12 protein-coding genes are annotated in these 12,353 nt (G+C 56.4%); 9 read left to right on the forward strand and 3 right to left on the reverse strand.

Annotated elements, in window-relative coordinates:
• Positions 1-9 precede the first annotated feature (9 nt).
• From ugpA to ugpQ, 4 genes are read left to right on the forward strand one after another with little or no spacing between them, the layout of a single operon-like run.
• A complete protein-coding gene (ugpA, locus tag ACYAC5_RS01580) occupies positions 10-897 on the forward strand; it encodes a sn-glycerol-3-phosphate ABC transporter permease UgpA (protein ID WP_101763092.1) in 888 nt (295 codons plus the stop codon).
• Positions 894-1,739 carry a sn-glycerol-3-phosphate ABC transporter permease UgpE gene (gene ugpE, locus ACYAC5_RS01585; RefSeq protein WP_101763091.1) on the forward strand — a complete coding sequence of 282 codons (846 nt, stop codon included), beginning with the start codon at positions 894-896 and terminating at the stop codon, positions 1,737-1,739. Before ugpA ends, ugpE begins: the two co-directional genes overlap by 4 nt.
• On the forward strand, positions 1,740-2,813 hold the full coding sequence (locus tag ACYAC5_RS01590; RefSeq protein ID WP_462062295.1) for a sn-glycerol-3-phosphate import ATP-binding protein UgpC: 1,074 nt from the start codon (positions 1,740-1,742) through the stop codon (positions 2,811-2,813). It abuts the gene before it with no gap.
• Positions 2,810-3,553: a glycerophosphodiester phosphodiesterase gene (ugpQ, locus tag ACYAC5_RS01595; protein WP_462062296.1), complete on the forward strand. Its 744-nt coding sequence runs from the start codon at positions 2,810-2,812 to the stop codon at positions 3,551-3,553. The genes ACYAC5_RS01590 and ugpQ overlap by 4 nt, the downstream gene beginning before the upstream one ends.
• Here the strand turns inward: ugpQ and ACYAC5_RS01600 are convergent.
• On the reverse strand, positions 3,550-3,828 hold the full coding sequence (locus ACYAC5_RS01600) for a DUF2756 domain-containing protein (RefSeq protein WP_101763088.1): 279 nt from the start codon (positions 3,826-3,828) through the stop codon (positions 3,550-3,552). The genes ugpQ and ACYAC5_RS01600 overlap by 4 nt on opposite strands.
• Positions 3,829-4,155: 327 nt before the next feature.
• Between ACYAC5_RS01600 and ggt the strand changes: the two genes are divergently transcribed.
• On the forward strand, positions 4,156-5,907 hold the full coding sequence (gene ggt, locus ACYAC5_RS01605) for a gamma-glutamyltransferase (RefSeq protein ID WP_462062297.1): 1,752 nt from the start codon (positions 4,156-4,158) through the stop codon (positions 5,905-5,907).
• A gap of 68 nt (positions 5,908-5,975) precedes the next feature.
• On the opposite strand, the gene ACYAC5_RS01610 is transcribed toward ggt, so the two are convergent.
• Positions 5,976-6,467, reverse strand: a complete 492-nt coding sequence (locus ACYAC5_RS01610; protein ID WP_101763085.1) for a GNAT family N-acetyltransferase — start codon at positions 6,465-6,467, stop codon at positions 5,976-5,978.
• A 227-nt stretch (positions 6,468-6,694) separates the two neighbouring features.
• Positions 6,695-8,266 (reverse strand): AbgT family transporter, encoded by a 1,572-nt coding sequence (locus tag ACYAC5_RS01615; protein WP_192412701.1) that lies wholly within the window; start codon positions 8,264-8,266, stop codon positions 6,695-6,697.
• A gap of 217 nt (positions 8,267-8,483) precedes the next feature.
• Between ACYAC5_RS01615 and ACYAC5_RS01620 the strand changes: the two genes are divergently transcribed.
• The 4 genes from ACYAC5_RS01620 (at position 8,484) to gntU (ending at position 12,335) form a co-directional block, all read left to right on the forward strand.
• The gene (locus ACYAC5_RS01620; RefSeq protein WP_110868138.1) at positions 8,484-9,179 is read left to right on the forward strand and encodes a pirin family protein; all 696 of its coding nucleotides are present in this window, start codon (positions 8,484-8,486) and stop codon (positions 9,177-9,179) included.
• 138 nt (positions 9,180-9,317) lie between these two features.
• The gene (gene gntR / locus ACYAC5_RS01625; protein WP_101763082.1) at positions 9,318-10,313 is read left to right on the forward strand and encodes a gluconate operon transcriptional repressor GntR; all 996 of its coding nucleotides are present in this window, start codon (positions 9,318-9,320) and stop codon (positions 10,311-10,313) included.
• Positions 10,314-10,455: 142 nt separating this feature from the next.
• Entirely contained in the window at positions 10,456-10,992 is a 537-nt protein-coding gene (gntK, locus tag ACYAC5_RS01630) for a gluconokinase (RefSeq protein ID WP_036621490.1), read from the forward strand.
• A gap of 2 nt (positions 10,993-10,994) precedes the next feature.
• Positions 10,995-12,335 (forward strand): gluconate transporter, encoded by a 1,341-nt coding sequence (gntU, locus tag ACYAC5_RS01635; RefSeq protein WP_462062299.1) that lies wholly within the window; start codon positions 10,995-10,997, stop codon positions 12,333-12,335.
• Positions 12,336-12,353 lie beyond the last annotated feature (18 nt).

Here is a 12,353-nt window from a genome sequence, read left to right on the forward strand (position 1 = left end):
GAGCCTGCTATGTCCTCATCGCGCCCGGTATTTCGCTCCCGTTTTCTGCCCTATTTGCTGCTGCTGCCGCAACTGGTGATCACGGCCATCTTCTTTCTGTGGCCAGCCGGTGAAGCCTTGTGGTATTCGCTGCAAAGCATTGATCCTTTTGGCATCTCCAGCACCTTCGTCGGAATGGCGAACTTTAAACGCCTGTTCAGCGACGAGTACTATCTGGCGTCCTTTTGGACCACCATTGAGTTCAGTGCGCTGGTCACGATTTGCGGCATGACCTTTTCCCTGCTGCTGGCGGCGCTGGTGGATTACGTGATTCGCCTGCGCAAGCTCTACCAAACTTTGCTGCTGCTGCCGTACGCGGTGGCGCCGGTGGTAGCGGCGGTGCTGTGGATGTTCCTGTTTAATCCGGGCCTCGGTTTGTTCAGCCACCTGCTAAACCAAATGGGCTACAACTGGAACTACGCGCAAAACAGCGGTCAGGCGATGTTCCTGATTGTGCTGGCGTCGATCTGGCAGCAAATGAGCTATAACTTCCTGTTTTTCTTCGCCGCGCTGCAGTCGATTCCCAAATCGCTGGTGGAAGCGGCAGCGATCGATGGCGCCGGTCCGGTGCGTCGCTTCTTCAATTTATCCCTGCCGCTGATTACGCCGGTGAGCTTTTTCCTGCTGGTGGTCAATCTGGTGTATGCCTTCTTCGATACCTTCCCGGTGATCGATGCCGCCACTGGCGGCGGGCCAGTACAGGCCACCACCACGCTGATCTACAAAATCTATCGCGAAGGCTTCACCGGGCTGGATCTCTCTTCCTCCGCCGCGCAATCGGTGGTGTTGATGCTGCTGGTGATTGGCCTGACTATCCTGCAATTCCGCTTTGTCGAGCGTAAGGTGCAATACCAATGATTGAGAATCGACGCGGGCTGGACATCTTCAGCCATACCTTGCTGGTGCTGGGCGTGCTGACCATTCTGTTCCCGCTCTACATCGCTTTTGTCGCGGCGACGCTGGATAACGAGGCGGTGTATCAGGTGCCGATGACGCTGCTGCCGGGTACGCATTTGTGGGAGAACATCGCGCGCATCTGGACGCATGGCGTGAATGGCAACGGCCCGGCATTTGGCATGATGATGCTCAACAGCCTGCTGATGGCGCTCGGCATCACCATTGGCAAAATCAGCGTCTCGATGCTCTCCGCCTTCGCGCTGGTGTGGTTCCGCTTCCCGCTGCGCTCGCTGTTTTTCTGGCTGATTTTCATCACCCTGATGCTGCCGGTTGAAGTGCGTATTTTCCCGACGGTGGAAGTGATTTCGACGCTGAATATGCTCGACAGCTACAGCGGCTTAACGCTGCCGCTGATGGCATCGGCGACGGCAACCTTCCTGTTCCGTCAGTTCTTTATGTCGCTGCCGGACGAGTTGATTGAAGCGGCGCGTATCGACGGTGCCAGCCCCATGCGCTTCTTCTGGGACATCGTGTTACCGCTGTCCAAAACCAATCTCGCCGCGCTCTTCGTGATCACCTTTATCTACGGCTGGAACCAATATCTGTGGCCGCTGCTGATCATCAACGATGCCAGCCTCAGCACCGCCGTCGCCGGAGTGAAAAGCATGATCAACAGCAGCGGCGGCCCGACGCAGTGGAATGAAGTGATGGCGGCAATGTTATTAACCCTGATTCCACCGGTGGTGGTGGTACTCGTGATGCAACGTGCGTTTGTGCGTGGCCTGGTAGAGAGTGATAAATAAATGGCAGGCGTAACCCTTCAGACCGTTACCAAATCGTATGACGGCAAAAATCAGATCATTCAGCCGCTGAATATCACCATCAACGACGGTGAGTTTATGGTGATGGTGGGCCCATCCGGCTGCGGTAAATCGACGCTGCTGCGCATGGTGGCGGGCCTTGAGCGCGTATCGTCGGGCGATATTTATATCGACGACAAACGCGTCACCAACATGGAGCCGAAAGATCGCGGCATCGCCATGGTGTTTCAAAACTATGCGCTCTATCCGCACATGACGGTGGGTGAAAACATGGCGTATGGCCTGAAGATTCGCGGCATGGGCAAAGTGCAGATTGAGCAGCGCGTCATGGAAGCCGCGCGCAGCCTCGAACTGGATCATCTGCTGCATCGCCGCCCGCGTGAGCTGTCGGGCGGGCAGCGTCAGCGCGTGGCGATGGGACGCGCTATCGTGCGTGAACCGGCGGTTTTCCTGTTTGATGAGCCGTTGTCGAATCTGGATGCGCGCCTGCGCGTGCAGATGCGTCTTGAGCTGCAACAGCTGCATCGCCGCCTGAAAACCACCAGTATCTACGTGACGCACGATCAGGTAGAAGCGATGACGCTGGCGCAGCGCGTGATGGTCATGAACAAAGGCGTGGTGGAGCAGGTGGGCACGCCGGTGGAAGTTTACGAGCGTCCGGCCAGCCAGTTTGTTGCCTCGTTTATCGGTGCGCCCGCCATGAATTTGCTGCCAGGACAAATCAGCAGCGACGGCACGCGTTTCACGCTTGATGCGCTCAACAGCCTGCTGCTGGGCGAGAGCAGAGCCAAATGGGCCAATCGCCCGCTGACGCTCGGCATTCGTCCCGAGCACATCAAACTCAGCAGCCGCGATGCGGGCGGCATTCCGCTGGTGGTTGAAACGCTGGAGATGCTCGGCGCGGATAATCTGGCGCACGGCCGCATCGGTAACGTGCGCATGGTGGTCCGTTTGCCGCACAGCGAGCGCCCGCTGGCGGGCAGCACCTTGTGGCTGCATCTGCCGTCAGATGCGTTACACTTCTTCGATTCAACCTATGGAAAGCGTCTGGAATGAGTCAACACAACTGGCCTTATCCGTACATTGTCGCGCATCGCGGCGGCGGCAAACTGGCCCCGGAAAATACCCTCGCGGCGATTGATGTCGGCGCGCAGCACGGTCACACCATGATCGAGTTTGATGCCAAGCTGTCGGAAGATAAGCAGATTTTCCTGCTGCACGACGATACGCTGGATCGCACCAGCAACGGTTGGGGCGTGGCGGGCGCGCTGTCGTGGCATAAGCTGTCACAGCTGGATGCCGGCGGCTGGTTTAGCCGCGATTACGAAGGCGAACCGCTGGCGCTGCTGAGCGAAGTGGCCGAGCGTTGTCGCCAGCATCAGATGATGGCGAACATCGAGATCAAACCCACCACCGGGCAGGAGGTGGAAACTGGCCGCAATGTGGCGCTGGCCGCACGCGAACTGTGGCAAGGACAAACCGCACCGCTGCTCTCCTCCTTCTCTTACGCAGCGCTGGAGGCTGCGATGGAGGCAGCACCTGAACTGCCGCGCGGGTTGCTGCTGGATGAGTGGCACGACGATTGGCAGGCGCTGACGGCGCGTCTGGATTGCGTGTCGATCCATCTCAACCACAAATTACTCGACGCCAAACGCACCGCGCAGCTGAAAGCGGCCGGTCTGCATATTCTGGTGTATACCGTGAATCAGCCCGCGCGGGCGCGCGAGCTGTTGAGTTGGGGCGTCGATGCTATCTGCACCGACCGCATCGATATTATCGGTCCCGACTTCCGCTAGTTCTGCTGCTGTTTCTGGCCCGGCTGCGACTGAATCACCCGCTGCTGGGCGCTATCCCGCTGTTCCTGCACCTTGCGCTGGACATCCTGACTTTGCTGCTGCTGATTCTGCTGCAACCTGAGCTTCTGCTGTTGCTGCTGATTCTGCATCTGCGACTGCATCCGCTGCTGGCTTGGGTTGAAGCCGGGTTTGTTCGGGTCGTTGGTGCTGTTCAACGTATTTGCCATGCTGCTTAACGGCAGCAATGCTGCGATCACAATTAGCCATTTGTTCATGGTCTTCCTCCATTCATGCAGCCTGCTGTGTGCTGATGCTGCCAAAGTGGCAACACGCGCTGCAGCCATAAGTTTATGCGATATCACAAACCTATGATCCAGGAGTGCGCCGAATTTAGCTTACTGCTACGCTTTTTACCGTGTTTGCAAACACTTGCATCAATAAATAACAAATGGATACCCAAAATAATTCGAGGCGCAGGAAGGCGGCAAACGAGAGAGTCCGATGAGCTTACATAAGTAAGTGATTCGGGTGAACGAGAGCAGCCAACGCATCTGCACCTTGAAGTATGAAGGGTATAAATAACTTTAAAAGGATGGTGGCAGATGAGGATACAGGGCAACGTGCGTCAGTTCGGCTGGGCATTATTGATGAGTTTTACCGTGGTGCAAGGCGCACACGCTGCGCCCCCTAACGCGCCGCCGGTTTCGTATGGCGTTGATAGTGATACGTTTCACCCGGTAAAAGCCAAACATGGCATGGTGGCATCGGTGGATGCGATGGCGACAGAAGTCGGCGTCGATATTCTTAAGCAGGGCGGTAACGCGGTGGATGCGGCGGTTGCGGTGGGTTTCGCGCTGGCGGTGACGCATCCGCAGGCCGGTAATCTCGGCGGCGGGGGCTTTATGCTGCTACGCACCGCATCGGGCCGCACCACCGCCATCGACTTCCGCGAAATGGCACCGGCGCGCGCGTCACGCGATATGTTCCTTGATAAGCAGGGCAACGCTGATAGTAAGTTGTCACTCACTTCTCATTTAGCCTCAGGTACGCCGGGCACCGTGGCCGGTTTTGCGCTGGCGGCGCAGAAATACGGCACCTTGCCGCTGAGCACATTACTGGCGCCTGCTATCAAACTGGCGCGTGACGGTATCGTAGTGAACGATGCGCTGGCCGACGATCTCGCCACCTACGGCAAAGAGACGCTGATCAACCACGACAACAGCCGCGCGATTTTCTACAAAGCCGACGGTAAGCCGTATCAGAAGGGCGAACGTCTGATGCAGAAAAACCTCGCGCGCAGCCTGCAGCTGATCGCCCAGCAAGGGCCGGATGCGTTCTATAAAGGCAAAATCGCCGATGAAATTGCCGGTGAAATGGCGCAGCACGGCGGCCTGATCGGCAAGCAGGATCTGGCGGCTTATCGCGCGGTAGAACGCAAGCCGGTGAGCGGCACCTATCGCGGCTATGAAGTGTTCTCCATGCCGCCGCCATCGTCCGGCGGGATTCACATCGTGCAGATCCTCAATATCCTGGAAAACTTCGACCTGGCAAAATTCGGCTTTGGTAGCGCGGATGCGATGCAGGTGATGGCGGAAGCGGAAAAATACGCTTACGCCGACCGTTCCGAATACCTTGGCGATCCTGATTTCGTCAAAGTGCCGCAGCAGGCGCTGACCAGCAAAGCCTACGCCAAAACCCTGGCGCAGCAGATTGACGTCAATAAAGCGCGTCCATCCAGCGAGATCAAGCCGGGCAAACTGGCGCCGTATGAAAGCAATCAAACCACGCACTTTTCGGTGGTGGATAAAGATGGCAACGCGGTCGCGGTGACTTACACGCTGAATACTTACTTCGGCAGCGGCATTGTCGCCGGACAAAGCGGCATCTTGATGAACAATGAAATGGATGATTTCTCGGCCAAACCGGGTACGCCAAACGTCTACGGCTTAGTCGGTGGCGAGGCGAATGCGGTGCAACCGGCTAAACGTCCGCTGTCATCGATGTCGCCCACTATTGTGGCAAAAGACGGTAAAACCTGGCTGGTGACCGGTAGCCCAGGCGGCAGCCGTATTATCACCACCGTGCTGCAAATGGTGGTGAACAGCATCGATTTCGGCATGAACGTCGCGGAAGCGACCAACGCACCGCGCTTCCATCATCAATGGTTGCCCGACCAGTTGCGCGTAGAGAAAGGCTTCAGCCCGGATACGTTGCGCCTGCTGGAAGCCAAAGGCCAGCATGTGAAAGTGATGCCCGCGATGGGCAGCACGCAGAGCATTATGATTGGGCCGGACGGCACGCGTTATGGCGCATCGGATCCGCGTTCAGTGGATGATTTAAGCGCAGGTTATTGAACGCTAATGCGCAATAAATTGCGCCGCTACGGTATGTGCACGCATTTGTAGCGGCGCGATTTAACAGGTTATTTCAAGCGCGCCATATAGTGCGTATCCACCATTTCGCCGTCGCGCATGGCGTGGCGACGTGCGGTGCCTTCGATCTCAAAGCCAAACTGCCGATACAGGCCAAGCGCTTTATGATTATCGGCGAACACCGTCAGCTCAATGCGCGTCACCTGCAGCCAGTTGTCGCACAAATCAATCATCGCTGACATCAGCGCTTTACCGACGCCGCGCCGATGAAAAGCAGAATCGACGCCCATGCCAAATGTCGCGGTATGGCGACGGCGCGCCACCGACAGCACTTCCACCGTGAGTTGCCCGGCAATCTGATCGTCAATGCACGCCACTAGCATATGCACACCCGGACGCAGATTACTGAGGCGGTCCTGCCACAGCGTCGGCGATTGATACGGCAGATGCAGCGTGTTGGCCTGCGGTTCAGGCTGACTGTACATGCGCGTTAAAGCAGCAGCATCTTCGGGAATAGCGTGACGAACAACGATCTGACTCATGAGCGACTCCTTGTGCAAAATGGATAAAATCCCCTTTAACATCAAGGAATTCTCGCTCTTCGTCAATGCAAAATAATTCGCAAAAGGGCTTTACAGACGAGAATGATAATGATTATTATTGCCATGCGAGCTCGGAAACGTCTCCTGACAACCGGGTAAGCACGACATTGCTCACATTGCTTCCAGGTATTATTTAGCCAGCTCGGGTGCTGGCTTTTTTTTTGCCTTTACAGCGTGTACCAGGTTGCCGCACCGGGCCCGACCGGCAGATTGAAGACAAACACCCAAAGCACAAACAGCAGCGTCCAGCCAATCATAAACACCACCGAATACGGCAACATCATCGCCACCAGCGTACCGATGCCCATATCGCGTCGATAACGCGCCGCCACCGCCATAATCAGGCCAAAGTAACTCATCATGGGTGTAATCACGTTGGTCACCGAATCGCCGATGCGATATGCCGCCTGAATCACTTCGGGCGCAAAGCCGACCAGCATCAGCATCGGGACAAAGATCGGTGCGGTCACCGCCCATTGCGCCGAGGCGGAGCCGATCATCAGGTTGATAAAGCCGCAGATCATGATGAAGCAGACAAACAGCAGCGGCGCGCCCATATCGATTGATGCCAGCAGATTAGCGCCTTTCACTGCCACCACGGTGCCGAAATTGCTCCAGTTAAAAAACGCCACGAACTGCGCAGCAAAGAACACCAGCACGATATACATGCCCATGCTGCTCATACTGGCGGACATGGCGTTAATGACGTCGCGATCGTTGCGCATATTGCCGATCAGACGGCCATATACCATGCCGGGAATAGCGAAGAAGACAAAGATAAACACCACGATGCCCTTCAGGAACGGTGAACCCGCCAGCGTGCCGGTTTTCGGGTTGAGTAACACGCCGTAGCCCGGAATCACGGTCAGGATCAGCAGCAGCGTAACGCCAAGAACCGCCCAGCCCGCGCCTTTCAACGCCCGACGTTCTTGCGTCGTCAGCGCGCCCATATCGCCTCGCACCGCATCACCTTCGCTGTCGTGATATTTGCCCAGTTTAGGTTCGACGATGCTGTTGGTGATCCAGGTGCCAAGAATGGCAATCACGAAGGTACTGACAAACATAAAGTACCAGTTCACTTCCGGGCCAACATGGTAGTCAGGATCGATAATCTGCGCGGCGCTTTGGGTAATGCCCGAGAGCAGCGGATCGATGGTGCCAAGCAGTAAGTTGGCGCTGTAGCCGCCAGAAACCCCGGCAAACGCCGCGGCCAGGCCCGCCAGGGGATGACGGCCCAATGAGTGGAAAATCATCGCGGCCAGCGGAATCAGCACCACATAGCCCAGCTCAGAAGCGGTGTTGGAGATAATGCCAGCGAAGACGATGGTGAAGGTGATGAGCTTTTTCGGTGCGTTAAACACCAGCGCGCGCATCGCCGCCGAGAGCAGCCCTGAATGTTCGGCAATCCCCACACCGAGCAGCGCAACCAACACGGTGCCGAGCGGCGCAAAGCCGGTAAAGTTGGTGACCAGATGGCTGACGATGCGTTGCAAACCTTCGGCACTCATCAGGCTAACCACGTGAATCACACCGTCTGGTGCGCGTCCTGCCGCGCCAACTGGGCGGGGATCGATCACGTTGACGCCAAACGCTGCGGCAATGGCAGACGCAACAATGATAAACAGTGAAAACAGGGCAAATAAAGTAATCGGATGCGGTAATAAATTACCCAACCATTCAACGGTATTCAAAAAGCGCTCAATCGGGCGCTTAGCGGGTGGAGTGATGTGTTCTGACATAATTTTTCCTTGTTATTCCTGCTTGCAGGGTCCGTGATGCTCATTGTTATGTAGTGGGTTATCTACAAGACCAATCTCGTTCGCACTTCCTCATCAGTAAATCCTGGGTCGTTTTTTCGTTTTCATTCACTTTTTTTGAACAGAGAGATGAATTTTTTCAGCTATCAATCAATCCTTCGCAGTACCAAACTGTAAAAAACATTGAGGAGAATTGAACATGATTTATGTACGCAAAGCTGAAGAACGCGGTCACGCTAATCACGGTTGGCTGGATAGCTGGCACACCTTTTCTTTCGCCGATTATCACGATGCCAACTTTATGGGCTTCTCGGCACTGCGCGTGATTAACGAAGATGTTATCGATGGTGGTCAGGGCTTCGGCACCCATCCGCATAAAGACATGGAAATCCTGACCTATGTGCTGTCTGGCACCGTTGAACATCAAGACAGCATGGGCAATAAAGAGCAGATTCCGAGCGGTGAGTTCCAAATCATGAGCGCCGGTACCGGCGTGCGACATTCGGAGTACAACGCCAGCGCCACCGATCCGCTGCACCTGTATCAGATCTGGATCATTCCAGAGCGCAAAGGCATTGAGCCGCGTTACGCGCAGCGCCGTTTCGATGATGTTAAAGGCCGCCAGTTTGTGCTGACGCCGGATGAACGTGACGGATCGCTCAAGGTGTTTCAGGACATGACGTTGTCGCGCTGGGTCTTTGCGGAGGGCGAAAGCGATGAAGTGACAGTTGAAGCAGGTCGTCGCGTGTGGATTCAGGTGGTGAAAGGGCTGGTGAGCGTGAATGGCGAACAGGTTGGCAGCAGCGATGCGCTGGCGATTTGGGATGAAAGTGCGCTGAGCATCAAAGCTGACAGCGATGCAGAGATTCTGCTGTTTGATTTGCCACCGGTTTAAAGGTCGCGCAATGAACGGCGCCGCTGCAATATCTGCACGTATTTGTAGCGGCGCGATTGATCGCGCAGGTTTTCCTCAAAAGCAGTGCATGACAAAAAAATGATAAACTCGTCGTATCTCTGATTTCAGGCGCATACGATGAAGAAGAAAAGGCCGGTATTACAGGACGTTGCCGATCGCGTCGGCATCACAAAAATGACCGTCAGTCGCTACCTGCGCAATCCCGATCAGGTTTCTGCGGCGCTGCGCGACAAAATCGCCGTGGCGCTGGACGAACTCGGTTACATCCCCAATCGCGCCCCCGATATGCTCTCCAACGCCACCAGTCGCGCTATCGGCGTGCTGCTGCCTTCCTTAACCAACCAGGTTTTCGCCGACGTATTGCGCGGCATTGAGGCCGTTACCGACGAAGCGGGTTACCAAACGCTGGTGGCGCATTTTGGCTACAACGCGCAGAAAGAGGAGTTACAGCTGCGATCGCTGCTCGGCTGGAACATCGACGGCGTGATCCTCACCGAGCGTACCCATACGCCGGGCACGCTGCGCATGCTGGAAGTCGCGGGCATTCCAGTAATTGAAATGATGGATTCGGTCACGCCGTGCCTCGATATGGCGGTGGGCTTTGATAACGTCGAAGCCGCGCGGCAGATGACGCATGCTATTCTGAAAAAAGGCCATCGCCACACGGTTTATCTCGGTGCACGCCTTGATGAACGTACCTTGCAGAAGCAGCAGGGCTACGAAAAAGCGATGCGCGAAGCGGGGCTCACGCCACACAGCGTGATGATGGAAGATGCCTCCTCTTTCAGCGCCGGCGCGCAACTGCTGTGCGAGGCACAAAAGCGTTATCCGGAAACTGACAGCCTGTTTTGTACCAACGATGACCTGGCGGTAGGCGCGATGTTTGAGTGCCAGCGTCAGGGATTACGCGTGCCGCAGCAGATGGCGATTGCCGGTTTCCACGGCCACGACATTACGCAAGTGGTGAATCCGCGCCTCGCCACGGTGTTAACGCCGCGCGAGCGTATGGGACGGGAATCGGCAGCGATGCTGCTGGCGCGCATTGGCGGCGATCGCACGCTAACGCAACCGCTGGATGTTGGCTTTGAAATCTCCGAAGGTGACAGCATCTGATTTTGGCGATTATTTGAGTCAGTTCACACTTTCGTGCTTTTCCACCTGAGAAGGGTTGCCAGCCTTTCAGTGGGCTCTGACAATGGCAGCTCGATTTGTTATCGGTAACATTGGGCAGAATTCACTGCCGGAGCGCAAAACAATGACAACGCCATCTCCATCGCACCACGTCTTTATCCTGATGGGCGTTTCCGGCAGCGGAAAATCTGCCGTCGCCAATCAGGTCTCTCATCAGTTAAACACTGCGTTCCTCGATGGGGATTTCCTCCATCCGCGCAGCAACATCATGAAAATGGCGGATGGCCATCCGCTGGACGACAACGATCGCCAGCCGTGGCTGCAGGCGCTGAATGATGCGGCCTTTGCCATGCAGCGCACGCAGGAGATCTCCATCATCGTCTGTTCGGCACTGAAAAAGTCCTATCGCGACATCCTGCGTCAGGGCAACGAGAACCTGAAATTTATCTATCTGCAGGGCGATTTCGAAACCATCGAATCCCGCCTGAAAGCGCGTAAAGGTCACTTCTTCAAACCGCAGATGCTGGTGACGCAGTTCGCCACGCTGCAGGAACCCGGCGCGGATGAGCCCGATGTACTGGTGGTTGATATCAATCATTCACTGGATGAGGTAGTTGCGGCCACGGTTGCGACCATTGAGGGTGCAATCAACAAGGGTTAGTCATGAGTACCGCAACGCTAGTGTTAACCGCAGCAGGCTCTGTCCTGCTGCTGCTGTTTTTGGTGATGAAAGCGCGTATGCACGCCTTTGTTGCCCTGATGTTAGTCTCCATTGGTGCCGGTCTGTTCTCCGGCATGCCGCTCGATAAAATCGCACAAACCATGGAAAAAGGCATGGGCGGAACGCTCGGCTTTCTCGCCATTGTGGTGGCGTTAGGCGCGATGTTCGGCAAGATCCTGCATGAAACCGGCGCCGTCGATCAGATCGCCATTCGCATGTTGAAAAACTTTGGGGAAAGCCGCGCGCACTATGCGATGGGCGTCGCCGGCTTGATCTGTGCGTTGCCGCTGTTCTTTGAAGTGGCGGTGGTGTTGCTGATCAGCATTGCGTTCGCCGTGGCGCGTCGCACCCAAGGCAATCTAGTTAAGCTGGTGATCCCGCTGTTTGCCGGTGTTGCGGCCTCCGCCGCGTTTCTGCTGCCGGGACCCGCGCCGATGCTGCTGGCGGCGCAGATGCACGCCGACTTTGGCTGGATGATTCTGCTGGGTCTGTGCGCGGCGATTCCGGGCATGCTGATTGCCGGTCCGCTGTTTGGCAGCTTTATTGCGCGGCACGTCAGCTTTAGCGCACCGCCGGAAGATCATCAGCCGGAAGTGGAAGAGGGCAAACTGCCGTCGTTTGGCTTTAGCCTGGCGCTGATTCTGTTCCCGCTGCTGCTGGTTGGCCTGAAAACTATCGGCGCACGCTTCACCACGCCGGGTTCCCATCTGTATGAGTGGCTGGAGTTTATCGGCCATCCGTTCACCGCGATTCTGCTGGCCTGTCTGGTGGCGATTTATGGCCTGGCTTATCGTCAGGGCATGGATAAAGAGAAGGTGATGCAAGTGTGCGGCAGCGCGCTGCAACCGGCGGGCATTATTCTGCTGGTGATTGGTGCGGGCGGCGTGTTTAAGCAGGTGCTGGTGGATTCGGGCGTTGGCCCGGTTTTAGGACATGCGTTGACCGGCGCAGGTATGCCGATTGCGCTGGCATGCTTCATCCTTTCTGGCGCGATTCGCGTGATTCAGGGTTCGGCCACCGTGGCGTGTTTAACCACCGTCGGTTTAGTGATGCCGGTGATAGAACCGCTGCACTACAGCGGCGCGCAGCTGGCCGCGCTGTCGATCTGTATCGGCGGCGGCTCGATCATTATCAGTCATGTGAATGATGCGGGTTTCTGGCTGTTTGGCCGCTTCACCGGCGCCACCGAAGCCGAAACGCTGAAGACATGGACGCTGATGGAAACCATTTTGGGCACCACCGGCGCGATTGTTGGCATGATTGCGTTCAGTTTGCTGTCGTGATGTAAAACCAGCGCAATA

It is taken from the genome of Pantoea sp. y20 (assembly GCF_054903455.1).

Bases quoted from the DNA above. Each gene is read 5' to 3' on its own strand.
- ugpA (WP_101763092.1), top strand. From the start codon at position 10: ATGTCCTCATCGCGCCCGGTATTTCGCTCCCGTTTTCTGCCCTATTTG.
- ugpE (WP_101763091.1), top strand. From the start codon at position 894: ATGATTGAGAATCGACGCGGGCTGGACATCTTCAGCCATACCTTGCTG.
- ACYAC5_RS01590 (WP_462062295.1), top strand. From the start codon at position 1,740: ATGGCAGGCGTAACCCTTCAGACCGTTACCAAATCGTATGACGGCAAA.
- ugpQ (WP_462062296.1), top strand. From the start codon at position 2,810: ATGAGTCAACACAACTGGCCTTATCCGTACATTGTCGCGCATCGCGGC.
- ACYAC5_RS01600 (WP_101763088.1), bottom strand. From the start codon at position 3,828: ATGAACAAATGGCTAATTGTGATCGCAGCATTGCTGCCGTTAAGCAGC.
- ggt (WP_462062297.1), top strand. From the start codon at position 4,156: ATGAGGATACAGGGCAACGTGCGTCAGTTCGGCTGGGCATTATTGATG.
- ACYAC5_RS01610 (WP_101763085.1), bottom strand. From the start codon at position 6,467: ATGAGTCAGATCGTTGTTCGTCACGCTATTCCCGAAGATGCTGCTGCT.
- ACYAC5_RS01615 (WP_192412701.1), bottom strand. From the start codon at position 8,266: ATGTCAGAACACATCACTCCACCCGCTAAGCGCCCGATTGAGCGCTTT.
- ACYAC5_RS01620 (WP_110868138.1), top strand. From the start codon at position 8,484: ATGATTTATGTACGCAAAGCTGAAGAACGCGGTCACGCTAATCACGGT.
- gntR (WP_101763082.1), top strand. From the start codon at position 9,318: ATGAAGAAGAAAAGGCCGGTATTACAGGACGTTGCCGATCGCGTCGGC.
- gntK (WP_036621490.1), top strand. From the start codon at position 10,456: ATGACAACGCCATCTCCATCGCACCACGTCTTTATCCTGATGGGCGTT.
- gntU (WP_462062299.1), top strand. From the start codon at position 10,995: ATGAGTACCGCAACGCTAGTGTTAACCGCAGCAGGCTCTGTCCTGCTG.